Source organism: Alkalihalophilus lindianensis (assembly GCF_032843265.1).
Lineage (GTDB): Bacteria > Bacillota > Bacilli > Bacillales > Bacillaceae_D > Alkalihalophilus > Alkalihalophilus lindianensis.
On the sequence record NZ_JAWJBA010000004.1, the window covers coordinates 110,315 to 136,252 of the forward strand.

The following is a 25,938-nucleotide window of genomic DNA, read 5'->3' on the forward strand; positions in this document are numbered from 1 at the left end:
AAGTATATGCAATTAATTCTTTTACTTTGTTCACAAATCCTTCTGACCAATGGAAATTCAACGGATTTTCATGTGATATAATGGGTGAGATAATGAATAATATGATTTTAAGACAAAGGTGAGGTTTAGATGAACAAACAGTGGGGACTGCCATTAAGTTGGCTTATAATGATCCTTGTATTAATAGGGTGTGGTTCTAATGATGCTGACCTTACACGTATTACGGATGATCGTGCAGAAGAGGCAGAGCATTTTGTAGGAGAGTATAAAGAAAAAATGGTAGAGGCATATCAGACGGGGAATTTTAATGGGTTAGAACCCTATCTCATCACGAACAATAGTTTCTATCATTCATTAAGGCGTTATGTTACCGATTCACATAGTGAAGGCAATGAAAAAGAGCTGCTTCTTTTTGAAGTGCAAGCTGTCTATGAAGATGAAGAGGGTGAATTGTATGTCGATGCGGTCGAAAAAGTGGAAATTACTGAACAGGGTAATACGCATGAAGTAGAACGTGATGTACGTTTTGAATTAACGAAGAGTGGAAATAATTCCTTGCGAATTGTAACCATTAGACAGATGAATAAGTGAAAACAAAAAGCCAAGTGGGAATTCCCCACCTGGCTTTAAGATTATTTTACATCTAAATTAGTTTGAAGTAATTCAAGTTTCTTAGTACACTTATCAATAATTGTTTTAGGGAATGTTTCCCCATCATACTCAACACCGTGTGGGTAGTAATGCTTCCCTAAGATCGGTGTCATTAGTTTAACAATGGCGTCATCGTGTGGAATGTCACCTTTAATTGCATAAGCAGGAACTCGAAGATAGTATGTATCTCCTTGATTAACAATTTTGTAATCAAAGGTTACGCGTTCATAGTCCCATTGTCCAGCATGTACCAATCCGACCGATTCTGCTGCATGTCTTAATGTTTCAAATTTCACTTCTTTATCTGCGATGTTTAGTTGTTCAAATTTCACCAAGAACCCTCCTTATTTCAACTACGTCTTTACTGTACCCTCCTAATAATAGTATGAAAAGACTTTTGTTGCAACGGATATTGGTGAATGTTTTATGGACAAAGGCTTAAGGTATAGAGAAAAAGATACATATAGAGTTTATTTCACAATGACATAAGCAAGACAAATCATAACTTTACATATTTAGTAGGAGGAAACGAGAGAAAGGTTAAGAATTAGTAGAATTAAGGGGATGGAGGAGACAAGCTAAATGCTAAAAAAACTTCTTATTGCAATGGTAATAGCTTTATTTTTATGTGTTGCTCTATTTGAATTTATGTTTCAAGATCGTGTTCAAAACTGGTTTTCGGATGAAGAAGATCAAATTGTTTTTAATGAAATTGATATAACTGAACTTGCTGAAGATTTGATTTTATCTCCGGAAGAAGAGACAGATGAGAGGGTAGAAGAAGAGAAAGAAGAAGTGGACGAACCAGCTGCCGAAGAAGAAACGATTGAACCTTCATTAGACGACTCTCTAATTGGAATGCAAACTTCTGATATCGTTCAGGAGTATGGAGAGCCGACAAGAAAGGATCCATCCTCGTTTGGGTATGAATGGTGGGCATATGAAAATTCACAGTATTACACCCTTATTGGTGTAGAAGATGATGAGGTAGTCACAACTTTTCTAACATGGTCCAGTCTTGATAATCGAGAAACCATACTAGGTGAGTCTTATGAAGCGCTGAATGAACAATATGATTTCAGTCGACAAGTAGAGTTACAGATTGATAGTAATCAATATCAATTCCAATTAACGGAGCAAGATGTACGAATGCGGCCACTGGTTAAAGTAGATGATGTATGGATTCAGCTTTATTTTGATGTCCATACAAACGAGCTTTCAAGCATACGATATTTAACAGATGAATTATTAGTTAAACAACGGCCTTATTCCATTTCCTATCGAGGATCTCTTTTAGAAGTAGAAGAATATACTGAAGAAGAGTGGAGAGAGATTGAAGAAGGACAAGAAAGACAAATCTTCTTTTTTACAAATGTATTAAGGGATCGACATGAACTAGAGCCCCTTGAGTGGAGTGAAGAAGTATCTGATGTGGCCTATTTGCATAGCCTTGATATGGAAACCTCACAGTATTTTTCACATACATCCCCCAATTATGGAGAATTATCAGATCGCTTTGATCGGGGAGAAGTAAAATATCGATTAGCGGGTGAAAATATTGCTGCTAAGTATGTGGATGGCCTAGCTGCTACAGAAGGTTGGCTAAATAGTGAAGGTCACCGAGTAAATGTACTACACACTGAATTTACGGAGTTGGGAGTCGGGGTATACAAAGACTTTTATACACAAAATTTTATGACACCATTTGGATGAAAAAAGATCGGGCCAGCGCCCGGTCTTTTTATTGTGACTGAGGTCTATTAATAATGGCAAATGTACCTGTAGCCATAGCGATTAATTTCTGGTTATCATCATATACCTTCGCTTCGGCTACACATAAGCTATTACCTCGATGAGATAGATGGGCAACACAACGTAATATTTCTCCAATGCCGGGCTTAATATAGTGCACATTCATTTCAGCTGTAACCGCTGCTTTTTCTTCCGGCAACACTCGATTTATTAATGAGCCCATTGCTGTATCAAGAAGAGTAGCAGTAATGCCTCCATGTACCATCTTTAAGGGGTTATTGATGAGAGGTTGGATGGGGAGTAATACTTCATAATCACCATTTTCTAAAAAACGGGTTTTAATTTGCGTTAAAGCCGATAAGTAGGTTGCATACTTATTGTTTTTCTTGTCATCATAAGCTTTTAGTAGTGAAGATAATACTTGTAATTCTTCTTCGTTAGAGGAGTTAAGCAATTCTTGAAAGTGATCGTTTAGTTGGTTCTTTAAAATTTTGGTCATCAGTTGCCTCCAGTTTTAAATAATAGCGTAAGGATATTGTAGCAAAAAGAAAAACATTCTCGCAATGAAAAAAGATGCACATTGGACTGGGCAAGTGGATAGGATGATAGTGAAGGGTAGAGAGTGTTAATAGAATAAGCAAAAAGAAAAGGAGGAGGATGGGAATGACACAACAACAAAGCATACATCCTTCCGTCGAACAGTTTAAACAATTCGTCCGTCAGCACCCAAAAATGGTAGAGGAGATTAAATCAAATAAGAAAACGTTGCAACAGTTCTTTGAAGAGTGGTCTGTTTTAGGACCTGAGCATGAGCAATGGAGAGCGTATCAAATAGATGGTGCTAACGACACTAATGCTGCTACAGATAATCATACAGCTGAAGGGGCTAATACAGCACAAAATGCAGATTCTACAGCTACAGATACACTCGGACAAGTGATGAACATGATGAGACGCTTTAATGTGCAAGACTTACAAAATCATTTAGCGCAATTTAGTTCTGTTTTATCTAATGTTCAAAATGTAATGCAAACGTTCCAACAGCCTAATAGTCCTCAAACCAGGTCAAATCAAGATCATCCATTTTCATTCAGACGTGATTAATAGGAGGGGAATCGAGAGTGAGAATGGAGATACAGCAACTCCTAAATGAAAGGCCAGAGTTAAGGCAGTTTATCAGGCAGAACCCTATCTGGTATAGAAAGCTGGGGAGAGATCCAGGTCTTATACCAGAACTTGAAAAAGAAGCAAATTTCTTTTATGGGAAAACGATTCCACAAAGGGTAGAAAAAATGCAAAATCATTTGGGACTTGCGATGATGATGATTGAAATGTTAAAGATGGGTCAGCAAACCGTTGCGCAAGCACAAGGGCCGCTTCAGTAATCAAAGCCGTCTTTGTGCTTTTTTAGGTTTGAAAAGAGTAGAGTACATATTTTGGCAACGATTGTGACAATCTGTAGGAGAGAGAGTTTGTAGATGGGGGATAGTGACGTGATAAAGATTTTTTATAATGTCGTTTTCATTATAAATATGAGTATGTTGATCAACTTCATAGCAATCGTACCTAATGCTTTTGCAGAAGAGGAGATTAGAGTGAAGTCACTTTATCGTACCACGATTATTCAAGTTGTAGCGGCTAAAGACGAACCAGATATCTCAATGACGTATGCTATTAAAGGACAAGATGTGTTCATGGATTGCCTAATTCAACAGGTTGTTCTAAATGAAGAAAAAGTCGGAGCAACTCACCAAGAAGGTGAAGGTCACTACCGACTTTATATTGACGACGTTCATATTGAAACATTATTCACTAAAAGCTTTGTCATTGAAGGTCTCGATAGTGGTGAACATACCGTCCGCGCAGAATTGGTAAAAAATGATAAAACGAGGTACGGCGTTGAGGATTCAGTAACCATTATGATCCCATAAATTTTGATTGTAAGTAGGTATGAATTTTTTGTTCAATCGAAATACCAAGCTGATGAAATCCTTGATTACCAAAGAGTGTATTGAATTCAAGGAAATACATCTTACCATTTGCAAAAACAAGATCAAATCCAGCATGATCAATTCCTAACGAGCGGGCTGTTTTACTAACAAGTTCAACAGCTTCTTCTGGAATGTCTTCAAATGAAATTTTTCCACCTTGAGCCACATTGTTGTGGAAACTATTGTTTTCATTTATTCGCCAATAACTTGCAATCACTTCATCTCCTACAAAGCACACGCGCAAATCACGATCGATCTCCAAGTATTCTTGTACATATAAAGTAGGGTTATTTTCAGCATAGTCCCTGAATTCAACTTCATTGTGAATCAAAAAAACACCTTTTCCCATTGAATTTCGAATTTCTTTTGCTACAAAGGGAAATGTAAAGTCTCGTAATACTTTTTGAATACTTTCTTCACTCCGCCCAAGTATTTGTGTAAATGGAACATGTTCAGGACATACACTCCATAGGGCACGGGTCACTTCTATTTTATTAAATCCAAGTTGAATCGATTGGATGCTTGGAAAAATATTTTTTTTCATTCCATAAACAAGCGCATTCACTTGCCAGTTCTCAGGAAAAAGACAGACGTCTGCTTCATTTATTTTTTCGCGTTCATCAAATAGATGTTCAGGCTTAACATATTTTATTCCTGGAATTCCGATTGTACGGAAAGGATTAAATGTGACGAAGTTCAATGAAATCCACCTTTTCTTTATAAGGACGTAGTAGTAGTCGAAAAAATTATAGACGGAAGGGAGGGGGTTGTCAATGCTCCAATCACACCACCCCTTAAAAGTCAGGTTTGGCTATGTCGCAATGAGTCAACAGCTTCAGCATGCATCGCCATCTCAAACAATGACGGTGAAACAATTTACAGAGCTCGCTGACCGAGAGGCAGCGATTAGAAAACTCGAAAGAATTGCCATTTCAAATGTGGAAAACTGTATGAGACTGATTAAACATAATAAGGCTGAAGGCATTCATTTCTTTCGATTGTCTTCACGGCTTGTACCCCTTGTTAACCATCCTCTGACAGATGGCTGGAAGTATGAACGAGCGTTAGCTCCATACTTAGAAGAGCTAGGGAATCTAATAACAAAAAATAAGATGAGAGTCGATTTTCACCCAGATCACTTTGTGGTTTTAAACTCGTCATCAAAAGAAGTGTTTCAGCACGCACTTAAACAATTGCTTTATCACTATAAGTTGTTAAAAGGGTTAAATATAGATCCGAAACATCGTTGCGTTCTTCATATAGGAGGAAAAAAGCAAGGGGTTGAAGGGGGACTTGAACAATTCGTCAGCAATTTTGCAGATATTCCAATTGCTCTTCAAGAAATGCTTATTTTAGAAAATGATGATAAAAATTATGCGATTGAGGACGCTCTTTATTTGGGAGAGAAATTGGGGATACCGGTCGTTTTTGATTTGCACCATTTTGATGTACATCATAAAGAAAAAGATCTACAAACATTATGGACAAGAGTGGTTGAGACCTGGAAACATAGTCCCCTACCTGTAAAGATGCATATTTCAAGTCCGAAAGATGGACCAAGTGATCGAGCACATGCAGATTATATTGACGCCAATCGTTTTGAAAGGTTTGTTCAAGTGATTCAAGGATCTGTAAGAAAGATGGATGTGATGATTGAGGCTAAACAAAAAGACCTTGCCTTAATAAAATTAATGGGCGATCTAAAAGAATTTTCGTTAGTTAAGGAAGTGTCTCAGGCAGAAATGGAGTTTCATTATGAAGATACACTAGCGCGGAATTGATGTGTTTCCTCGAAAGTCATGATATACTATCAGGTAGGAGGTGTCATTATGCTTCTTACAATGACTACCATTGAATTAATGGATCAATCAGAAGAACTTGCAAAATCTATCACACATTCCGATGTGTTTATTCATTATATTGGTGCAAAGAAAAGTTTAGAGAGAGATTCTGTTGCCCAAGATCTTATTAGACGCTTTTCTGCAATGAAAGAAAAGCATGAAGAGGTTCAACGTTTCGGGCGGTATCACCCTGATTATGATACGGTTTCAACTGAGATCCGTAAAGTGAAGCGTGAACTAGACTTAAATGAATCTGTAGCTGCTTTTAAAAAAGCAGAAAAAGAGCTGGAAATGCTCTTAAATGAAGTTAGTGAAGTCATTGCTCACTCTATTTCAAAAACGATCAAAGTTCCTACTGGAAATCCTTATTTTGATCAAATGTCTTGCAGCGGAGGCTGCGGATCTGGTGGAGGTTGCAGTTGTGGTTAAAAAAAGTGAGCGGCAATATGCGCGCTCACTTTTTTTTATTTTGTGCGAAATCGAATACAATCTCTGCAACCTCTTCCGCAGCAAACTAACTTTTCATTCGGTACATAAAAACGCATTCGATATACAAATACACCGTCTTGTTTTCTAACAAACAAAATATCTGCCTGGAGACGTTTCCCTTTCATCACTTTGGCTGCGGATAAAAATAAAATGTCATCTAGTTTTTCTTGTTCTATGAAAGTGGAAATATAGAGAAAAGGGAAGCCACTATAAACTTTTCTTTCTATTTCTAGAATATAAGAATCCTCTTCAAGGATCGAAATGAATTTTCCCCAAATAATAGTAAGGTCCATAATTGTTCCACCTTTTTATGTATCGAAATTGTCTACGTACCCGTCTTTATCCTTTTGATTAGTTTATCTCATTTTTGATGATTCTTCCAACTGTCACTCATTATATAAGAGGTACAAAAGAATGAATGATTAATTAACAAAAAGTTCCGGTATGAAGTTGCTCTAATTACTGGGGGCATGCTAGACTTAGGGTACAAGATAAAAAAGGAGAACGACATTATGGAGAATGGAAACCGTCAAGGAATAGCTGTGTGGCTAACTTCTTTGAAGTTTGCAAGGCAACTGAGACGTTTTGGAAATGTACAATATGTCTCTAAAAAAATGAAATATGTCATTTTCTATTGTGACCAAGAAAAGGTCGAAGAGATTACGAAGAAATTGAATGGATTTCACTATGTGCGAGATGTACAACCATCAATGCGTCCATTTATAAAAACAGAATATCAAAATGCAAAACCAGATAAAGCAAAAGAATATGATTATAAAATGGGAATCTAACCAGGTGCAAGCCTGGTTTTTTTACGTTTTGGGAAGAAAAACTGAAATGTGGAGAAAAGAGGAGTGTATTGGAGTTTTAAATAGGGTTGGTATCCTTTTGTATGCTAAAGGGCCAGTTCATCCTGGTTGAATTCTTCGTAAGTCGAAATATATAATAAAGGTACTAGAAGAGGAAGTGATATGTATGGACGGTTGGAAACGCAATTTGCGTATTTTAGTGGTCTGTCAATTTATAGTCATGAGTGCAATGACGATGATTATCCCCTTTCTTCCCTTATATCTAAAAGAATTAGGAGTGACAAACCCAGAGACGCTAAGTCTGTGGGCTGGAATTATTTTTGGGGCTAATTTTTTGACTGCCTTTTTATTTTCACCTTTTTGGGGAAGGATGGCAGATCGTCATGGTCGGAAAATGATGATCTTACGTTCGGGATTTGGGATGGCTATAGTTATTAGTTTAACTGGCTTTGCAGTAGGGCCGATTTCCTTACTAATCCTTAGATTATTAAATGGTGTGATTTCTGGTTTTATACCGGCTTCAATTGGTCTAATTTCGACGAATACACCAAAAGAAAAGGTAGGGTATGCATTAGGAGTCCTCCAATCAGGAACAGTTGCTGGAGCGATTTGTGGGCCTTTGATTGGAGGGTTGTTAGCACAAGCATTCAGTTATCAAATGGTCTTTTTTATGACTGGATTATGTATATTAATTGCAGCATTTGGGGTGTTATTTTTTGTTGATGAGAAATTCACTCCAGATAAACAACAAGTGAAAACGAGCACAAGAGAGGACTTTGCTGTTGTAACTAAACAACGACCAGTCTTATCTCTCTACGTTGTTATTTTTCTGATTCAGTTAGCGATCATGGGGGTTAACCCATTACTATCATTATTTGTAACGGAATTGACCCCTGCAGAGAATGTGGCTTTTTTCGCAGGTTTGGCTATCTCGGTGATGGGGTTTGCAAATATGATCACAGCTCCTATCCTTGGTAAATTAAGTGACAAAAAAGGAGCCCATCATGTTTTAATTTATTCGATGCTTGGTGTCGCCATGTTTTCAATCCCTCAAGCTTTTGTAGTAGACATATGGCAATTAATTGCCCTACGTTTTATGGTCGGTTTATGTCTAGGAGGTTTATTACCTGCAGCTAATACGCTTATTCGTCTTCACGCTCCAAAAGGAATGGAAAGTCGTACGTATGGTTTTTCAAATAGTGCCATGTACCTTGGAACCATGATTGGACCTATTATAGGTGGATGGATTATTGCAAATTTAGGGGTGCGCGGGTTATTTCTAGTCTGTGCTGCCGTACTTTTGATCAACGTTGCGATTGTAAAATTAAAAGTATTACCACCTGCTGAGCGATTATTTGTAAGAGAGTTTAGACAACGTAAAAAAGCTGCTCCTCATTAAAAGGGAGCAGCTTTTTTGATTAACCTAACTTACTGTAGGTGGGGAATATACCGATTCATACGCAAGATCCCAATTAAATATTGATAATATAGATCCTTTTCCTCAAATTGACTGGAATCCTTCACGGATAAACTATGAATGGCTAATTCGAGCTCTTCTGCCACGGTGTGAAACAAATCGTAGCGTTGATTTGGAGTTATATCAGGGTTGGTAATGCCTTCTCGACAAATATAAATAGGCATTAGCTTTCCTAGTGTAGCAGGCTCAAAGACAACAGCAAGTGAGGTTTTCTCTATTGTGTTAATCGTTGTGTCAAATCGTATTAAGCGATGGATCCGATGTTTATTGACTCGGATGAGTTCTGTTAACTCATAAATATCTGAATAGCCTTCACCAAGTTCGATAAATCGTTGAATCATTCCATTCTCTCCTTTAAATATCTCTTAAAAAAATGTAGCATGAGCTTAAGCATCTGTCGAGATAAAAAAAAGCCTCGTAAGAAATTCTTACGAGGTGCCAGGTAGCATACAAAGTATGCACTAGGCTATGGGAGAGGAGAAACCGGAGGAAGTACTTATGGGGAAACGTAAGCCTTCTCCGCGGTTGTCGCAACATTGAATCAATGCCGCTAATTGTCATTATGAACAAATCAATTGAGCATTATACCTAATACTTAAAAAAGAATAAGAAGAATCTAAGGTGCTTGAAAAAGGTGATTGTGGTAGGATGATGAAGAATGGTTATGAAGAAAGTTAGGTGGAATCATATATGAGAATCATATCAGGTGAAAAAAAGGGCTTACCGTTAAAAGCGGTACCAGGTTCATCAACTAGACCAACGACTGATAAGGTAAAAGAGTCCATATTTAATATAATTGGTCCATATTTTGATGGTGGAATAGCCCTAGATTTATATGCTGGAAGTGGGGGACTTGGAATTGAGGCATTAAGTCGCGGTGTCGATAAAGTGATCTTTGTTGATCAGGATCGTAAGGCTGTAAGTACGGTGAAAGCTAATTTAAGTCAATGCGATTTAAGCGATCAAGCTGAAGTCTATCGAAATGATGCTGACCGAGCTATTAAAGCGTTATTAAAAAGAGACATTTCATTTTCACTCATTTTTTTAGATCCTCCTTACGCTAAACAAAAGATAGCAGCGGAAATTAGCATATTGACAGATCATAACCTATTAGAAGGCGATGGGGTGATTGTGACAGAGCATGATGCAAGTGTCCGGCTGCCGGAGGAAATTAATGAATTAACAAAAGTGCGTTCAGAAACCTATGGAGATACGACGATTTCAATTTTTAAAAAAGCACAGATTGATTAATTAGGAGGGTTTTGTATGACAAGTATTGCAGTGTGTCCAGGGAGTTTTGACCCTGTTACATATGGTCACTTAGATATTATTACACGTGGTGCTAAAGTGTTTGATCAAGTTATTGTCGCAGTTCTACATAATCGTAACAAGCAACCGATGTTCTCTGTAGAAGAGCGAGTAAATTTATTAAAAGAAGTAACGGCTCATCTTGATAATGTTGTCATTGATTCTTTTAACGGCTTGCTAATTAACTATATGAATGACAAGAAAGCTAATACAATTATTCGTGGCTTACGAGCTGTGTCGGATTTTGAGTATGAAATGCAAGCAGCTTCTATAAATAAAAAATTAGGTCCAGAGATCGAAACATTTTTTATGATGACTAATAATCATTATTCTTACTTAAGCTCGAGCATTGTAAAAGAAGTGGCAAAATATGAAGCTGATGTTTCAGATATCGTTCCTGATATTGTCGCCGAAGCGTTAAAAAAGAAATTTAACGAAAAATAAGAGCCAAAGACCTGATGGATGTTAACCACAGGTCTTTGGCTCTTATATATTATTTGAGAGCTTGATTTGTTCTTAAGAGAATATACATCACTAGCATGACTAACGTAAAAATAGAACCGTACTGGACAATTAATTCCCATATAGGATGAAAGGCTGCTGTTTTTTCCGATAAGAAGACGGGAATAACGCCCCAATCCTCTTGGCTACTCTGTTGGTTTACATAAAGTGGTTCCCATAACAGTAATGCAATGAATGCAGCGAAGAATCCATGAATAATCCGCGCAACAAAAAACGGTTTAAAACGAATATCAGTCTCTGCTAAAATACTAGCCACCTGTGCTTGGATAGAGAAGCCACTAAATGCTAGAAAAAAGCTCGTAATAATGATTTGATCTAAAAGAGCAGTTTCGGTACTCTCGCTCGTCTTTTTTGCCCCTAATGTAATTTCAAAAATACCTGAAATAAAAGGAATACTCAAATCACTTGGTAACTTGAAAAAAGTTAGTATAATGGAAATAAAGACGGCAAGAATGGAAGTAATTCCAATTAAGATAAGTAATTGATTTAAGACAGAAAATAAAATAATAAAGCCACCAATCATTAACAATGTTTTGACAGACGATTGCACAGCATCTCCAAGGAGTTGTCCGATGGGTCTTCCATCTTTAAGGCGTTCTTTGTGGAGAAGGCGAAGAGCTTCTTTAACCGATAATTTATTGCTTTTATTTGTCTTTTCGCTCGCCTCTTCCTGGCGACCGTGAAAACGAAAAAGAAGTCCTACACAAATATTACCTAAATAATGGGCTAAAGCTAGCACGATTCCTAAAGCTGGATTATGGAAGAATCCAACTGCAATTGCACCGAATATAAAAAGGGGATTAGATGAATTGGTAAAGGAGACAAGACGTTCTGCTTCAATTTGAGACACTTTTCCTTCCTGTCTTAGCCTAGCTGTAAGTTTCGCCCCTGCAGGATTTCCTGATGCAAGTCCCATTGCCCAAACAAAGCCACCCACACCTGGTACACGAAACAAGGGACGCATTAATGGTTCTAAGATCGCACCAATAAACGTAACAACACCAAAACCAATTAACAGTTCAGAAACGATAAAAAAAGGAAGCAGAGATGGAAATACGATATCCCACCACATTGTCATTCCACGTATAGAGGCTTCAAGAGATTCTTTTGGAAACACCATGAGTGAGCCTGCTAAAAAAATTGCTGCGGTTGCTAGCAGGACCGTTTTAATTTTTGCAGAATACATCGAGGGAGCAGCCTCCTTTTAATTATCCACATAAGGGCTTACTATAAGTGAGATTATGATTCAACAGGGATCATATGAAATCTTGTCCATAATTAAATATACGTATAGAGGCTTGGTTTAGACCATATGATTGAAATTGAACAGGGGAAGCCGTAAGATAGGAGAGGATTATATATGGAAGAGTCACGTCCTAAAATCGGTCTTGCACTTGGTTCAGGAGGAGCAAGAGGTTTTGCTCATATTGGCGTCATAAAGGCATTGGAAAAAGAGAAGATTCCAATTGATTTATTAGCAGGAAGTAGTATGGGCTCACTTGTTGCAAGCCTTTATGGAATTGGTCAATCAACTGAATCAATGGAGAGGTTAGCAACAATGTTTAGGCGTAAATACTATATGGACTTTACGGTACCTAAACTAGGGTTCGTAAATGGTAATCGTATAAAAGAATTAATTCGATTGCTAGCTAAATCGAAAAACCTTGAAGATACACAGGTTCCTGTGTCCGTAATTGCCACAGATTTGAAAAAAGGGGAACGCGTAATCATGACGGAGGGCCCAATAGCAGAAGCGGTCAGAGCGAGTATTGGCATTCCTGGTATATTTGTTCCGGAAAAACGAGATGGTAAGGTGCTGGTTGATGGCGGTGTCATCGATCGCGTACCGGTTTCAGTGGTGAAAGGGATGGGCTCAGATATCACAATTGCAGTAGACGTTTCCTACTTTAGGCAGGAGCTTGATTTTAATTCCGTATATGATGTCATTATGCAAAGTATGGACATTATGGCACGAGAGATGATGAAGCCAGTGGAGTTGGATTGTTCAGTCATCATTAGACCGATTGTCAAACATACTAGTTCGCTTGACTTCTCAAATGTAGAGCGCTTAATTGAAAGAGGGGAAGAAGCAACGTATGAACAAATGCCCAAAATCAAGCAGATAATCAACGATTGGAAGGGGCAAGATGATGAATCAAAAAAGCCAGAGTAGATGGGTTAAATGGAGATGGCCAATATTATTAATTGTGATCCTCGGCCTTTATCTTTTTCAATTACCTTATTACTATTCACAACCTGGAGATGCTCTAGTATTAGATGATGTCATTACAGTAGAAGGTGCAGATGAAGAGACTGACGGTTCTTTTATGTTAACGACCATTCGAATGGGGAAGGCGAATCTATTTTTTTATGCGTGGGCCCAGTTTAGCCCATACCGAATTCTACACCCAGAGAGTCAGCTTAGGTTTGAAAATGAAACAGATGAGGATTATCAACATCGCCAATTGATGATGATGACTGATTCTCAAGAAGTAGCTAAAATTGTTGCTTATGAGCAAGCCGATAAACAAGTAAGTTATCAGTACTTTGGTGTGTTAGTAACCACATTAATTGAAGGAATGCCTGCTAATGAAGTGTTAGAGGTAGGAGATAGGATAAAAGCTGTAAATGGAGTATCGATTAACACCGCAGAAGAGTTAATCGATTTGTTAGCAGGATATTCTAAAGGAGAGACCGTTAAACTTGAGATCGAAAGAAACGAAGAAACAACAATCGTCACGGTAGGTTTTTCATCATTTCCAGAAGAAATGAATGCTCCTAGTGACCGAGTGGGCATTGGGATTCAGGCACCTGTTACCGATCGTGAAGTAACGTTTGACCCAGATGTACATATTGATACAAGTCAAATTGGAGGTCCTTCAGCAGGACTAATGTTTTCTTTAGAAATCTATGACCAATTGACGGAGGGTAATTTAACAAAAGGTAACTTAGTAGCAGGTACAGGAACGATACGTGAAGATGGAACAGTTGGTCGTATCGGTGGCGCAGGACAAAAGGTAGTCGCTGCAGACCGTGCAGGAGCAGCTTATTTCCTTGCACCATTTGAGGAGGGCGCCGCTAACTCTAATTATGAGGAGGCCATGTTAGCGGCCGAAGATATTGGAACTGAAATGGAGATTATCCCGATTAACAATTTTGAAGAAGCGATTGCTTTTTTAGATTCACTTTAACAATCAACAAAGAGGGCTCCACTTTATAAGCGGGAGTCCTCTTTGTTGTTATTTTTTTTCATGATAGGAGACATAGTATAGTCTCTTTTAAGTACAGAATGTTGGTTGTTTTTTACAAGTGGAATCGAGTATATCTTAGCAATTCGATCATCCATTTTAGCCATTGTGCCTTCTGCTTTTGCAAGTCGGCTAATTAGAGGACAAGGTAAGTCTTTTTTTACTCGATTTAAATACTGTTGGCCTGTTTCATTCATTCCTAGGAGACGAATGTAAGCCAAGTCATTTGAAGTTACTTCACTCATTTCTTTTTTTGTTGTGTTGGTTAAAATATGTGTGGCAAGTCTTTGAAGTCTTGTCCACGTATAGCGCTTCGTTTTGAGCAAAGTCATCCATTCTTGAAAGGTGGAGGCTTGCATGATGGTTTCGATCAAACGGAATTCTAAACCCTCTTCACACTCATAGATCGACCTTAATTGAGCTGGAGTACTTCTTAAAATCTCATACTGTAAATAAGGGAAATACAATTCCCACGTATGATACGTACCAAAATCATTAACGTATTCTTCTAATATCTGATAGCTAGTCTTGGGTACGACATGATGAATAGATTGTAGACCCTCATGCTGAGAGAGATTTTTTCGAATGCTAGTTGCGCTAGCAATAGATTGAGTCGTCACTGAAATATCATGGTACTGAGCCACTGTTCGCTTGGTTGTTGAGGCATCCATTGGTACATTTAGATCAGATATGGCTTTTACATAATGATACCCAAGAATATTGTTAGGTTGACTTAATGATAAAGTCGATTCATGTTGATTAAGCTGTTTAAAGGCTTCCATTGCAGCTCTTGGATAACTAACTCCAGTATCCATTTCTGCTTTAATCTGATCATCCCATGATGATTTATTCATTTTCATAAAGCTAACTAAGTCATAAAATGGATCGATTACACCCATTTCGCTTCCAAAGTTGATATTATCTACACCTAAAGCAGAAAGGACTTTAATGGCTCCTTCTGCAAATACTTCAGCTTTTTGAGTGGAATAAGCATATGGTAGTTCAACGACTACATCAACTCCTGCTAATAGAGCCATCTTTGCTCGTTCCCATTTTGATAAGAGAGCTGGTTCTCCTCTTTGTAAGAAGCAACCACTCATCACAGCTATCACAACATCTGCTTCAGTTATTTTCCTTGCTTCTTGTAAGTGATAAGCATGACCATTATGCAAAGGGTTGTACTCAACCACAACTCCAACTGACCTCATTTTATCCCTCTTTTCAAAGTGTTTATCCCTTCCTTTACTCTAGTATCACAACATGCTACAATTAGTTTTATGCCAAGAGATTAAACGGTAAAGGAAATCGTTTAGTCTTTTTGTATGTATTATAGGTTTATTGCCTATATTATAGACAAATCTGTGTAAAGAAAAAAGGTTGACAAACAAATAGCGTAAGTCTATAATTACTTTTGTTGCCCAAGAGGTGATTGATCATGAAATGGACATTGCAACAACTACAAATTGCTAAGCATAAACCTTTTATTTTTGATGAAACGATTGATCTATCAGATTTAAAAGAACAAAATGCAGAAGTGAGAAATGTTTCTCCGATCCGAGTTCAAGGTGAACTAACTTACTCAGGACAACTTTTAACGTTTCATATGCATATTACAGGTGAGTTAACATTGCCATGTTCTCGAACATTAGTCGATGTGTTATTCCCTATTGATTTGCAAGTGACTGAGCAGTTCCGCCCTGAAAATGCCTATCATATCTCGCAAGAAGAGAAAGAAGAGGCCATTGTGATTGAAGGAGATACAGTAGATTTAACTCCGGCGATTAAAGAATATATTTTGCTTGAGATTCCTCTTCAAGTATATGCGGAAGATCAAGTAAATCCTGAAGCGCCGCCGTCTGGTAATGGATGGGAAATTATTACCGAAGAAGATCAAGAAAAACGAATAGATCCAAGACTTGCGGATCTAGCAAAGTTTTTTGATGACAAGAAATAAGAAAATCGAAGCACCGGCATTTGTTCGGACCTTCATTTCATACAAGCTAGCTTTCGTTTAAATATGAACTGAACTAGTAATCATTTAAATCCTATAAGGAGGTGGGAATGATGGCAGTACCTTTTAGAAGAACTTCTAAAACTCGCAAGAATAAGCGTCGTACTCACTACAAACTAGCAGTACCTGGCATGACTAAATGCCCTGAGTGTGGAGAACTAAAACTTGCTCACCGTGTATGTAAAGAGTGTGGCTCATACAAAGGCCAAGACGTAATCAGCAAGTAATATTGACGTGTGATAACATCGTATAAGCAAGGAGCCCTAAGCTCCTTGCTTATTTTTTTATTTGAAGGGATTTAGAGGGTTTTGTCGAATGACTTGAATTGAAGGGAGAGTTTAAATTGAAAAAAGTTAAGCTTATAGAAGAAAAAGACCTCACATGGATTGTATTGAATCGAGAAAAATTAAGAAATGCAATAGATGTAGATGTAATGGATCAACTTTTAGAAGCACTTCATCTTGCAAAAATAAACACTAGTAAAGCTGTAGTTTTAATTGGAGAAGGAAACGCTGCTTTTTGCTCAGGAGGAGATCTTTCTGTTTTTCATGAGTTAAAAACAGAACAACAAGCGCTAGGAATGCTAAGTAAAATGCAAAACGTTTTAGAAGAGATCTTTTATTTTCCAAAGCTTACGGTTTCTGCTCTAAATGGAACGGCTGTAGGAGGAGGATGCGAATTAGCGACTTCTTGTGATTTACGTATCGCAGCTCCACATGTCAAAGTTGGCTTTATTCAAGGGTCCCTTGGAATTACTACGGGATGGGGAGGAGCTTCGATGCTATATGAAAGACTACCTCAACCAGTAGCCATGGAAATGTTGATGACGAGTAGAGTCTATAAAGCAGATGAGGCAAGAGCACTCGGATTTTTGCAAGGGATCATACTAAAAGAACCTTTCATAGAAGGTGTGAGAGAATGGTTGGCTCCTTATTTGAAAGTAGAGAATGGAGTTATAGCAGCGTATAAACACCGTTTTGTCGATAAGGTTTCTCGTGATGATCTATCCACACGAATGAAGGAAGAAGTAGCACTATGTGCAAAGCTATGGGAAACAGATGAGCACCACCAAGCAGTAGACGCTTTTTTAAATCGTACATAATAAATAAGCATTCAATGAATAGAGTTTAAGTAAGAAGGAAATAATCTCTTACTAGAACAAAGTCTATCTCCTCTAGTAGCCGCATACGTATTAACAAATGGAAGTGAAGGAGGGTTTTTGATGACAACTATTCGTCAGGATGCGTGGAGTACCGATGAAGATTTAATTTTGGCTGAAGTTGTGCTTCGTCATATAAGAGAAGGAAGTACCCAACTAGCTGCTTTTGAAGAGGTAGGGGACCGCCTTTCGCGTACTAGTGCAGCGTGTGGATTTCGTTGGAATTCAGCAATTCGAAAAAAATATGAATCTGCTATTGGTTTAGCAAAAAAACAGCGTGCCAAAGGGAGAGCATTGACAGGGGATTTCATTCCAAAAGAAGTCAAAAAAGAAAAAAGCGAAGAAAATATTCTTGCACCTGTAGTTGATGACGTTAAAGGTGAAATTGCTCATGCAGCAGAGTTAAATTCAAATGATAGTTTGACAATGGATAAGGTCATTGAGTTTCTTTCAGGCTATCCGAAGGTAGATAAGAGTCAAGAGTATACGAACCAAATTAAACGGTTAGAAGAAGAGAATGAGATGTTAGTAAAAAGAGTAGAAAAACTAGAGAATGAAAAGAAGATTATTGCTGAAGATTATAAGGCGTTAATTGGTATCATGGACCGGGCGCGTCAATTCTCTGTTTACGATCATTCGACTAAAAGTGTTGCTCAATCTACAAAATAAAAGAAGCGATCAGATGATCGCTTCTTTTTTTGCTTACATTTGTTGTGGCGTTTCGATTGTTGGTAATCCAGGAGAAGGGCTTGCTTGCTCTTGAACCCCAAGTGGATACCATACAAATGGACTTTCACCACGATCTCGACTAGGCTGGTACGTAGATGATTCAAACCCCATTCTTTCCCAGAAGTCACTAGAACCTTGTCGTGCATTAGTCTTAATTGGAAGTCTGAAACTTTTAGCGAAATCAACAAGTGCAGATCCATATCCTTTTCCACGGTATGGCTCTAATACTTCAAGTTTCCATAATTCAAGATAATCTTGCTGAGGCTCGAAGTAACGATCGAATTTCCCTTCAATTCTGTATAGGCTCATTCTAGCTACTAGTTTCTTTCCGAAATAAATACCATAGAAAGGGGATTCGCTATCATTCTCGATAATATTTGCTTCTAAGTCACCTTTCATGGACAACTCAGCTGCTCCGAATTCCCGAAAGTTTTTAAATTCCTCGAGTGTTTTATAATTAACAAGTAAGCGCTTAACCTCAAAGTTTGTCATAATACATTTCCTCCTTATGAAAAGCTTCATTGATGTTCTTCTTTTATTTTACTACAAAATGTAATGTAAGCGTTATAAAAACTAAAAATTCTGCCCTTTAATTAAAAAGAAAAAGTATTCTGAAAAATAAAAGCTTGTCTGCATTATGGGGCAATATGGTACAATTTGAGAAGAAATGTGAAAGAGGAGATTTTAATGAGTGTACATATCATTGGAGCGGGTGCAATTGGACTACTCCTTTCCTATTATTTGCATAGAGCAGGTCAGGATGTAACTTTAATTTCCAGAACTCGAGAGCAGGCCAAAGAAATCAATAAAAAAGGGATTGTATTTAAACGAGATCTATTTAAAGACCAGTTCAATATTAAAGCAATTTCTTTTGATGAATGTCATCAGGAATCAATAGACTGCTTGGTTATAACGGTGAAGTCTTATCAAATAGAAGGAATTTTGCAAAGGGTTGGAGCAAAGGGGATGAATTTTAATTCCATTCTTTTTTTGTCTAATGGAATGAGTCATGTGTCTGTAATGGATTCAATACCCCCTTCAATCAAAGTAGCTGTAGGTGTAGTTGAGCATGGTGCAATGAAGGAAACGAGTACTGTAGTGAAGCATACTGGTGTAGGAAGAATCAGATGGGCCTCCGTAAACGATCGAACATACGATTTAGATTTCTTCACAAAGCTTAATGACCCCTTATTTTTTCCAATAGTAAAAGAAGATAACTGGATGAAAATGTTGGAAGAAAAATTAATTGTAAATGTTTGTATTAATCCTCTTACCTCCTTACTTCAAGTTCAAAATGGTGACCTTATACATAATCGTTATTACAATCATTTGATGGGTGCTGTCTTTAATGAAGCTATGACTATATTACGTCGCAATGACAAAGAAAAGATGTGGAAGTTAGTAACTGAAGTTTGTGAAAAAACAGCTCAGAACTACTCTTCTATGTGTATAGACTTAAAGACGGGCGTTAGGACTGAGGTTGAGAGTATAAGCGGCTATTTAATAGAAAAAGCATTAATTGAAACTATTCCTCACCCAACGATTTCATTTATACATCATGCTATTAAAGGACGTGAATTTCAGACGAGAGGAGGGGGAGCATGAGTACAGCTTTAGCTTGGATTGTTGCGACAGTGGTGACATTGCCATTGCTTGGTTGGTATGTTGTTTACATTGTTACCGTCAAAATAACGAAAAAAAAATCGAAAGCGATTCGTTTGGCGTCGGATGTGTCTGTGTTATTTTTCGTTGCAGCTGTCTATTACATCATTCTAGAGATTTGGTCAAAATCTTTCTTTTGGCTCTTGTTAACACTTTTCTTCTTAGTTGCGCTTCTGTTTACAATCCTTCATTGGAAGGTGGCAAAAGATATTCACGTTCGAAAATTATTCAGAGGGATCTGGCGTTTTAATTTTCTAATGTTTTTCTTTCTCTATCTTATTCTAAGTGGGTATGGTATTGTCACGAGATTATTCGTCAGCCTCTAAGTAAGAAGACGTATGATTTGGTGGATGAGCCGGACTTTGCTATTATTAAGGTTGATTACATAGAGGAAGGGATGTCTTTTCAATGGAAGTCAAGGAAATGGACATTGCAGCGAAGTCAAGATTTCTATCTGATTATTTAGATGGGCATCCTCATTTACATGCCTGTTTTGATTACTCTGCAACTGATAAAGAACGATTTAAAAAACGAAAACAAGAGCTTCGGAAGCGATCGTTTCCACGAGAAGCGTTAGTAGAGCATCTACAAATCACCCACAAGGATCTTCCATATAAAAATCCGGTTGAGTCAAATATTGAGAAGCTAAAAGATCCTACCTCTGTCGTCGTAGTAGGAGGACAGCAAGCTGGCTTACTTACAGGACCCTTGTATACCGTATATAAGGCAATGAGTGTCATCTTCCTTGCTAAATCACAAGAAAGTGAACTTCAAGTACCCGTCGTTCCTGTTTTTTGGATTGCGGGGGAGGACCATGACCTTGAAGAAGTGAGGTTTGTATATACCCAAAAGGATGAGACGTGGAAAAAGATAGGAATTGATATGACTGATACGTATCAATCCTTATCTTCTACTCCCTTACCTAAAGACAAGTTACATACATGGCTCAATCAAGTATTTAAGACTTTACCAGAAACGAATCACACGGAACATCTTATTGCGACAATCAAGAATTTTGCTAAACGATCGAGCACTTTTGTAAATTTCTTCTCACTTGTAATGAATTGGCTTTTTAAAGAAGAAGGGCTTATTTTACTTGATTCTGATCACCCCGGTTTGAGAGCGATTGAAACCGATTATTTTATGATGTTGGTGAATCGAGTGGAGGATCTTCAATCAGCTCAGCAAAAAGGTGAACAGACCTTTAGTGAGTTAGGATATGGCGAACCCATTTCAACTGATCAGGAAAACGCACACTTATTCTACACATATAACGATGAACGAAAGAGGCTTGACTACAAAGATGGTGCTTTTTATATAAAAAATAGTGAGATACGTTTTACGAAACGGGAGCTAGTAGATCTCGTCTCAGAGTATCCAGAACGTTTTAGTAATAATGTAGTGACAAGGCCATTGATGCAGGAATTTATCTTACCAGTCCTTTCATTTGTTGCAGGACCAGGTGAACTTGCTTATTGGGGAACATTAAAGCCGGTATTTCATGCATTTCATACATCGATGCCCCCTTTAACACCAAGGCTGCAAATGACGTTTGTTCCTCGTTCCATGCAAAAGTGGGTTGAAGAAAATCATTATACGTATGATCAATTGTTATCAGGTGAGGTGAGGGACTTAAAGAAGAAATGGCTAAAGGAAGTAGAAAACCATCCTATTGATGAAGTTGTAGCAGATGTTACGACTTCATTCAAAGAGGCTCATCTCTCTGTACAGCAACTTTCCAAGAAGATCGATGAGACACTTTATCGGTTATCAAAGAAGAATGAAGAGATCATTTTAGAGCAACTAAATTTTATGAAGAAAAAAATGGTTCATTCTATTGAAGGAAAACACCAATTGGCGCTATCAAAATTTGACGAAGCAGAAAATTGGTTAACCCCCTTAAATCGACCGCAAGAACGCGTGATTCATCCCATAGTTTTACTAAACCTAGCAGGTTGTGATGCTATTGACCGAATCATGGAACAAAAAATGTCACTAAACACCCATCATAAACTCATTTTGTTGTAAAAAACTGTTCGAAGACACCGTCGAAAGAATGAGAACGAAAAATCCTGTCTATAGGCAGGATTTTTTTTGTTTATAGGAAATTTAATTTATAGTGGTACAAAGTGGAGGGTTGTGGTAACTTAAGGGTAGTAAGTGGGGGGAGATGGATGCACGATGTTCATGGGGGAGTATCGCCACAACGTCGATGAAAAAGGAAGAATGATTGTGCCTGCAAAATTTCGAGAGTCACTAGGTACGTCCTTTGTTGTAACCCGTGGACTAGATCGGTGTCTATTTGTGTACCCACTAGATGAATGGAAACGACTTGAAGAACAATTAAAAACCCTCCCTTTTACAAAAAAAGATGCTAGAGCTTTTACTCGTTTTTTCTTTTCTGGAGCTGCTGAATGTGAACTAGACAAGCAGGGAAGAGTAAATATTGCACAAACGTTACGCGAGTATGCAGAACTCGAAAAAGAGTGTGTGATCATTGGGGTTTCTAATCGAGTAGAAGTATGGAGTAAGGCGAAGTGGGAAGAGTACTTTGAGGAATCAGAAGACTCATTTGGTGAAATTGCTGAGAATTTAATTGACTTTGATCTATAGACACTACATCACGATATGGATAGGAAAGAGATGGTGATAACATGTTCACCCACATCACGGTATTAAAAGAAGAGTCCGTAAAAGGTTTGGCGATTAAGCCAAATGGCATCTATGTGGACTGCACTCTAGGAGGAGCTGGGCATTCGTCACTCATACTAGAACAATTAAGTGACGAGGGTCATTTATATGCATTTGATCAAGATGATACAGCTCTCGCTCATGCAAAAGAGGTCTTATCTAAATACGAAGGGAAGTTCACCTTAATTCGAAGTAATTTTCGTTTTCTGCGAGAAGAGCTTGCTAAACACGGCATCTCTAAAGTAGATGGTGTATTGTTTGACCTAGGTGTAAGCTCCCCTCAGCTAGATGAAGCGGAAAGAGGCTTTAGTTATCATCAAGATGCGGCTCTTGATATGAGAATGGACCAAACAGCATCCTTGACAGCTCATCAAGTGGTAAATGAATGGGAATTTAATCGACTCGTTTCTATTATTTCTAGGTATGGGGAAGAGAAATTTGCAAAGCAAATTGCTAGAAAAATTGAAGCGGCAAGGGAAAAGAAATCGATCGATACAACAAGTGAGCTGGTAGAAATCATTAAAGATGCGATTCCAGCTCCGGCAAGAAGAACTGGTGGACACCCCGCAAAGAGAACCTTCCAAGCGATACGTATCGCCGTTAATGACGAACTTGGTGCTTTTGAGGAAGCGTTAGAAGATGCCATCACCATTACGAACCAAAACGGTCGAATTTGTGTGATTACCTTTCATTCATTAGAAGATCGTCTATGTAAAGAAATATTTAGAGAAAAAAGTAAAGGGCCTGACCTGCCTCCGGGCTTACCAGTCATACCTGAAGGGTACGAACCTGATTTAAAATTGATTACGAGAAAACCCATTATAGCCGGAGATGTAGAATTAACTGCGAATAACCGAGCCCGTTCAGCTAAATTACGAATTGCTGAAAAACAATAATAAGGAGGTTTTTAAAATGAGTATGGTTGCCCGTCAAATTCAACACCAACAACAAACGGAAGTGAAAACAAAAAAGGTTGTTAGGCGTCATAGATCAAGAATTACCTTAGGGGAAAAGATTATCGGTCTTACTATGACGGTTGTTGCATTTGCGATGATTGGACTAATGCTACATAATTATGCATCGATTTATACCTTAAATAAGGATGTACATCAGCTTCAAGGAACAATTTCACAACAATCGCAAGTAAATGAAGGGCTCTCCCTTCAAGTTGTAGAACTGAGTGCACCTGATCGAATTCTAGATATTGCTACTGGTGAACTTGGAATGTCATTAGATGATAATAAAGTGAAAGTCGTTCAAAACTAGTTCATTCTTTGAACTAGTTTTTTTTCACAACTGTACCTAGATGTACAATCTATAAGTCTATTTTTATTTAAGAGGAAGTGAGAAACGTGGAGATTAAACGTGCTGCAACGAATGTCCGTGCCGTCGTCATCTTAGCGAGCTTTCTCGTCCTTTTTGCGATCTTGATGGGACGATTTACTTACATTCAAGTGACAAAAGAAGTGAAAGGACAAGAGCTTGCAACAATGGGAGAAGAACGCTGGTCAAAAGAACAAGTGATTGAAGGCAAGCGAGGAACAATTTTTGATCGGCGAGGTAGCGCGCTTGCAGAAGAATTAAATTCTTATAATGTGTTTGCCATTTTAAGTGCTGATTACCCTAATCATGTGGTTGACCCTAAAGAAACTGCAAATAAGTTGGCTCCACATATTTCTATGGAACAAGCGGATTTAGAACGAATCCTCTCAACCGAAGATCGGTTCCAAGTAGAGTTAGGTGCCGGAGCAAGAAATCTCACACACGCTGAGATGGAAGAAATAAAAGCACTAGACTTGGAAGGAATTATGTTTAGCGAAGAGCCAAGGCGTTATTATCCGAAGCAAACGTATGCCTCACATGTGATTGGTTACACAGAAAGTAATATGGAAACAGCTAGAATGGGTTTAGAAAGAAGCTTAGATGAGTATTTAAGAGCTGAAGATGGGTTAGTACAATATCAAAGTGACCGCCGAGGGGTGCCACTTCCAAACGCAACAAGACATGTAACCGCACCTAAAAACGGGCATGATGTGTATTTAACGTTAGATTCAAATATCCAAACAGCACTAGAGCAAGTCATGACTCAAGTAGATGAGCAGTATGAACCTGAGAAAATGATCGCGATTGTGGCAGATCCAAAAACAGGTGAAATCTTAGCGATGAGTAATCGACCGAGTTTTAACCCGAACCGTTACCAAGACATTTCTAATTATATGAACTATGCTGTATCGAATCATTACGAGCCAGGCTCGACGATGAAGATTTTCACGATGGCAGCTGCGATAGAAGAGGGCGTTTATAACGGAGAAGATACATTTATGTCTGGTCAATTGAATGTAGGGCCAAACACGGTAAGTGATCACAATGGTGGTCGGGGATGGGGGACCATTTCTTTTAACGAGGGAATGTTAAGGTCCTCAAACGTTGCCTTCACCAAAATTGCCCTTGATCAATTAGGTCCTGAAAAGCTTTATGAATACCTCAATCGTTTTGGCTTTGATCAGCCGACTGGGATTGATCTACCGAATGAAGCAACAAGTCTAATAGCAAATCAATACCAATATGATGCTGCAGCAACCGCATTTGGGCAAGGTACAGCGGTTACTCCAATTCAACAGATTCAAGCGGCAACAGCCATCGCTAATGATGGAGAAATGATGAAACCGTATGTGATTGATCGTATCGTTGATTCAGAAACGAATGAAACAGTCGAGCAAAAAGAACCAGAAGTAGTAGGGAATCCAATCTCTAGTGACACTTCAAAGCAGATGCTTGATATTATGGGAGAAGTGGTAACCTCGTCGGTTGGTACAGGGAAACCGTATTATATTGAAGGGTTTGATGTAGCTGGAAAAACGGGGACGGCTCAAATCCCAAATCCAAATGCTCCGGGATACATTCGTGGTCATGGCGAAAATATATTCTCGTTCATAGGTATGGCTCCAAAGGATGATCCTAAGTTAGTTGTATATGTAGCAGTCGAGCGTCCTAACTTACAATCATTTGAATCAGGTTCAGAGCCTTCTGCAAAAATATTCAATACAATTATGAAACAAAGTTTGCAATACTTAAATATTACGCCAACTCTTGAAGAAATTACTGAAGAAGCTGAGGATGGCTATGTGACAAGAGAATTTAAGGGTGAAAAGACAAATGATGTTAAGGAAGAGTTAGAATCCGAAGGCTTGGAAGTGTATGTATTAGGGAATGGCTCTAAAATTACAAAGCAAGCTCCAGAGGGTGATCAAGCTCTTATGGAAGGGGAGAAAGTCTTCTTATTCACAGAAGGTGAGACCTTTGAAATGCCGGATGTGACGGGTTGGTCAAATAGAGATGTATTGAAGCTAGCTAGAGTAACAGATATTACACCTAATATTTTTGGAAGTGGATTTGTTATCAGTCAGAGTATAGAACCTGGTAAGGAAATTTCAATTGGTGAAAATATTGTGTTTGAATTAGCTAATTTAGAGGAAATACATGAAATGGATGATGTTGAAGAAGGTGAAGAAGCCCTTGAAGAAACAGATGAGGAACTAGAGGGTGAAGAGGAAGAAGAAGTTCAAGTTGGAGAATAAGCCTTAACAATAAATAGTAT

Annotated in this window: 32 protein-coding genes; 24 read left to right on the top strand and 8 right to left on the bottom strand. The window is 38.2% G+C overall.

The window, feature by feature from the left end; genetic code table 11:
• Positions 1-129 precede the first annotated feature (129 nt).
• On the top strand, positions 130-591 hold the full coding sequence (locus RYX56_RS13115) for a TcaA NTF2-like domain-containing protein (protein ID WP_317122498.1): 462 nt from the start codon (positions 130-132) through the stop codon (positions 589-591).
• Between the two features lie 41 nt (positions 592-632).
• On the opposite strand, the gene RYX56_RS13120 is transcribed toward RYX56_RS13115, so the two are convergent.
• On the bottom strand, positions 633-983 hold the full coding sequence (locus RYX56_RS13120) for a YugN family protein (RefSeq protein ID WP_317122499.1): 351 nt from the start codon (positions 981-983) through the stop codon (positions 633-635).
• A 250-nt stretch (positions 984-1,233) separates the two neighbouring features.
• Between RYX56_RS13120 and RYX56_RS13125 the strand changes: the two genes are divergently transcribed.
• Positions 1,234-2,364 (top strand): CAP domain-containing protein, encoded by a 1,131-nt coding sequence (locus tag RYX56_RS13125; RefSeq protein WP_317122500.1) that lies wholly within the window; start codon positions 1,234-1,236, stop codon positions 2,362-2,364.
• Between the two features lie 28 nt (positions 2,365-2,392).
• On the opposite strand, the gene RYX56_RS13130 is transcribed toward RYX56_RS13125, so the two are convergent.
• Positions 2,393-2,902 carry a PaaI family thioesterase gene (locus RYX56_RS13130; RefSeq protein ID WP_317122501.1) on the bottom strand — a complete coding sequence of 170 codons (510 nt, stop codon included), beginning with the start codon at positions 2,900-2,902 and terminating at the stop codon, positions 2,393-2,395.
• Positions 2,903-3,066: 164 nt separating this feature from the next.
• Here RYX56_RS13130 and RYX56_RS13135 point away from each other — a divergent pair, with 164 nt between their 5' ends.
• The 3 genes from RYX56_RS13135 (at position 3,067) to RYX56_RS13145 (ending at position 4,334) form a co-directional block, all read left to right on the top strand.
• Complete coding sequence (locus tag RYX56_RS13135; protein ID WP_317122502.1) at positions 3,067-3,507, top strand: YlbD family protein; 441 nt, start codon at positions 3,067-3,069, stop codon at positions 3,505-3,507.
• Positions 3,508-3,530: 23 nt separating this feature from the next.
• Positions 3,531-3,788, top strand: coding sequence for a YlbE-like family protein (locus tag RYX56_RS13140; protein WP_317122833.1), 258 nt, complete (start codon positions 3,531-3,533; stop codon positions 3,786-3,788).
• A gap of 108 nt (positions 3,789-3,896) precedes the next feature.
• Positions 3,897-4,334, top strand: coding sequence for a hypothetical protein (locus RYX56_RS13145; protein ID WP_317122503.1), 438 nt, complete (start codon positions 3,897-3,899; stop codon positions 4,332-4,334).
• Here the strand turns inward: RYX56_RS13145 and RYX56_RS13150 are convergent.
• Positions 4,321-5,094, bottom strand: coding sequence for an ATP-grasp domain-containing protein (locus RYX56_RS13150; protein ID WP_317122504.1), 774 nt, complete (start codon positions 5,092-5,094; stop codon positions 4,321-4,323). The genes RYX56_RS13145 and RYX56_RS13150 overlap by 14 nt on opposite strands.
• A gap of 73 nt (positions 5,095-5,167) precedes the next feature.
• Between RYX56_RS13150 and uvsE the strand changes: the two genes are divergently transcribed.
• Positions 5,168-6,175: a UV DNA damage repair endonuclease UvsE gene (gene uvsE / locus RYX56_RS13155; protein WP_317122505.1), complete on the top strand. Its 1,008-nt coding sequence runs from the start codon at positions 5,168-5,170 to the stop codon at positions 6,173-6,175.
• 48 nt (positions 6,176-6,223) lie between these two features.
• The gene (locus tag RYX56_RS13160; protein ID WP_317122506.1) at positions 6,224-6,664 is read left to right on the top strand and encodes a YlbF/YmcA family competence regulator; all 441 of its coding nucleotides are present in this window, start codon (positions 6,224-6,226) and stop codon (positions 6,662-6,664) included.
• A 35-nt stretch (positions 6,665-6,699) separates the two neighbouring features.
• On the opposite strand, the gene RYX56_RS13165 is transcribed toward RYX56_RS13160, so the two are convergent.
• On the bottom strand, positions 6,700-7,017 hold the full coding sequence (locus RYX56_RS13165) for a hypothetical protein (RefSeq protein ID WP_317122507.1): 318 nt from the start codon (positions 7,015-7,017) through the stop codon (positions 6,700-6,702).
• Between the two features lie 219 nt (positions 7,018-7,236).
• Here RYX56_RS13165 and RYX56_RS13170 point away from each other — a divergent pair, with 219 nt between their 5' ends.
• Positions 7,237-7,515: a YlbG family protein gene (locus RYX56_RS13170; RefSeq protein WP_317122508.1), complete on the top strand. Its 279-nt coding sequence runs from the start codon at positions 7,237-7,239 to the stop codon at positions 7,513-7,515.
• Positions 7,516-7,699: 184 nt separating this feature from the next.
• Positions 7,700-8,932 (top strand): MFS transporter, encoded by a 1,233-nt coding sequence (locus RYX56_RS13175; protein ID WP_317122509.1) that lies wholly within the window; start codon positions 7,700-7,702, stop codon positions 8,930-8,932.
• Between the two features lie 29 nt (positions 8,933-8,961).
• Here the strand turns inward: RYX56_RS13175 and RYX56_RS13180 are convergent, their stop codons facing one another.
• The gene (locus tag RYX56_RS13180) at positions 8,962-9,351 is read right to left on the bottom strand and encodes a DUF7147 family protein (protein WP_317122510.1); all 390 of its coding nucleotides are present in this window, start codon (positions 9,349-9,351) and stop codon (positions 8,962-8,964) included.
• Positions 9,352-9,700: 349 nt separating this feature from the next.
• Between RYX56_RS13180 and rsmD the strand changes: the two genes are divergently transcribed.
• Positions 9,701-10,261, top strand: coding sequence for a 16S rRNA (guanine(966)-N(2))-methyltransferase RsmD (rsmD, locus tag RYX56_RS13185; protein ID WP_317122511.1), 561 nt, complete (start codon positions 9,701-9,703; stop codon positions 10,259-10,261).
• A gap of 15 nt (positions 10,262-10,276) precedes the next feature.
• The gene (gene coaD / locus RYX56_RS13190; RefSeq protein ID WP_317122512.1) at positions 10,277-10,762 is read left to right on the top strand and encodes a pantetheine-phosphate adenylyltransferase; all 486 of its coding nucleotides are present in this window, start codon (positions 10,277-10,279) and stop codon (positions 10,760-10,762) included.
• Positions 10,763-10,811: 49 nt separating this feature from the next.
• Here coaD and spoVV read toward each other — a convergent pair whose 3' ends face one another.
• Positions 10,812-12,026, bottom strand: coding sequence for a dipicolinic acid transporter SpoVV (gene spoVV, locus RYX56_RS13195; protein WP_317122513.1), 1,215 nt, complete (start codon positions 12,024-12,026; stop codon positions 10,812-10,814).
• 174 nt (positions 12,027-12,200) lie between these two features.
• On the opposite strand from spoVV, the gene RYX56_RS13200 reads away from it, so the two are divergent.
• The gene (locus RYX56_RS13200) at positions 12,201-13,013 is read left to right on the top strand and encodes a patatin-like phospholipase family protein (RefSeq protein WP_317122514.1); all 813 of its coding nucleotides are present in this window, start codon (positions 12,201-12,203) and stop codon (positions 13,011-13,013) included.
• Positions 12,988-14,031: a SepM family pheromone-processing serine protease gene (locus tag RYX56_RS13205; protein WP_317122515.1), complete on the top strand. Its 1,044-nt coding sequence runs from the start codon at positions 12,988-12,990 to the stop codon at positions 14,029-14,031. The genes RYX56_RS13200 and RYX56_RS13205 overlap by 26 nt, the downstream gene beginning before the upstream one ends.
• A gap of 23 nt (positions 14,032-14,054) precedes the next feature.
• On the opposite strand, the gene RYX56_RS13210 is transcribed toward RYX56_RS13205, so the two are convergent.
• Complete coding sequence (locus tag RYX56_RS13210) at positions 14,055-15,296, bottom strand: nucleotidyltransferase (RefSeq protein WP_317122516.1); 1,242 nt, start codon at positions 15,294-15,296, stop codon at positions 14,055-14,057.
• Positions 15,297-15,523: 227 nt separating this feature from the next.
• Between RYX56_RS13210 and RYX56_RS13215 the strand changes: the two genes are divergently transcribed.
• From RYX56_RS13215 to RYX56_RS13230, 4 genes are all read left to right on the top strand, one after another.
• Complete coding sequence (locus RYX56_RS13215; RefSeq protein ID WP_317122517.1) at positions 15,524-16,042, top strand: YceD family protein; 519 nt, start codon at positions 15,524-15,526, stop codon at positions 16,040-16,042.
• Positions 16,043-16,152: 110 nt separating this feature from the next.
• On the top strand, positions 16,153-16,326 hold the full coding sequence (gene rpmF, locus RYX56_RS13220) for a 50S ribosomal protein L32 (protein ID WP_012959505.1): 174 nt from the start codon (positions 16,153-16,155) through the stop codon (positions 16,324-16,326).
• Between the two features lie 116 nt (positions 16,327-16,442).
• A complete protein-coding gene (locus RYX56_RS13225; protein WP_317122518.1) occupies positions 16,443-17,201 on the top strand; it encodes an enoyl-CoA hydratase/isomerase family protein in 759 nt (252 codons plus the stop codon).
• A gap of 120 nt (positions 17,202-17,321) precedes the next feature.
• Complete coding sequence (locus RYX56_RS13230; RefSeq protein ID WP_317122519.1) at positions 17,322-17,927, top strand: RsfA family transcriptional regulator; 606 nt, start codon at positions 17,322-17,324, stop codon at positions 17,925-17,927.
• A 33-nt stretch (positions 17,928-17,960) separates the two neighbouring features.
• Here RYX56_RS13230 and RYX56_RS13235 read toward each other — a convergent pair whose 3' ends face one another.
• The gene (locus RYX56_RS13235; protein WP_317122520.1) at positions 17,961-18,479 is read right to left on the bottom strand and encodes an N-acetyltransferase; all 519 of its coding nucleotides are present in this window, start codon (positions 18,477-18,479) and stop codon (positions 17,961-17,963) included.
• A 195-nt stretch (positions 18,480-18,674) separates the two neighbouring features.
• Between RYX56_RS13235 and RYX56_RS13240 the strand changes: the two genes are divergently transcribed.
• From RYX56_RS13240 to RYX56_RS13270, 7 genes are all read left to right on the top strand, one after another.
• On the top strand, positions 18,675-19,592 hold the full coding sequence (locus RYX56_RS13240) for a 2-dehydropantoate 2-reductase (protein WP_317122521.1): 918 nt from the start codon (positions 18,675-18,677) through the stop codon (positions 19,590-19,592).
• Positions 19,589-19,975, top strand: a complete 387-nt coding sequence (locus RYX56_RS13245; RefSeq protein ID WP_317122522.1) for a DUF3397 domain-containing protein — start codon at positions 19,589-19,591, stop codon at positions 19,973-19,975. Before RYX56_RS13240 ends, RYX56_RS13245 begins: the two co-directional genes overlap by 4 nt.
• A gap of 82 nt (positions 19,976-20,057) precedes the next feature.
• Complete coding sequence (gene bshC / locus RYX56_RS13250) at positions 20,058-21,677, top strand: bacillithiol biosynthesis cysteine-adding enzyme BshC (RefSeq protein ID WP_317122523.1); 1,620 nt, start codon at positions 20,058-20,060, stop codon at positions 21,675-21,677.
• A gap of 153 nt (positions 21,678-21,830) precedes the next feature.
• Positions 21,831-22,262, top strand: coding sequence for a division/cell wall cluster transcriptional repressor MraZ (gene mraZ, locus RYX56_RS13255; protein ID WP_047973725.1), 432 nt, complete (start codon positions 21,831-21,833; stop codon positions 22,260-22,262).
• 41 nt (positions 22,263-22,303) lie between these two features.
• Positions 22,304-23,236, top strand: coding sequence for a 16S rRNA (cytosine(1402)-N(4))-methyltransferase RsmH (gene rsmH / locus RYX56_RS13260; RefSeq protein ID WP_317122524.1), 933 nt, complete (start codon positions 22,304-22,306; stop codon positions 23,234-23,236).
• Positions 23,237-23,252: 16 nt separating this feature from the next.
• The gene (gene ftsL, locus RYX56_RS13265; RefSeq protein WP_047973727.1) at positions 23,253-23,606 is read left to right on the top strand and encodes a cell division protein FtsL; all 354 of its coding nucleotides are present in this window, start codon (positions 23,253-23,255) and stop codon (positions 23,604-23,606) included.
• An 86-nt stretch (positions 23,607-23,692) separates the two neighbouring features.
• Entirely contained in the window at positions 23,693-25,918 is a 2,226-nt protein-coding gene (locus tag RYX56_RS13270) for a penicillin-binding protein (RefSeq protein ID WP_317122525.1), read from the top strand.
• Positions 25,919-25,938 lie beyond the last annotated feature (20 nt).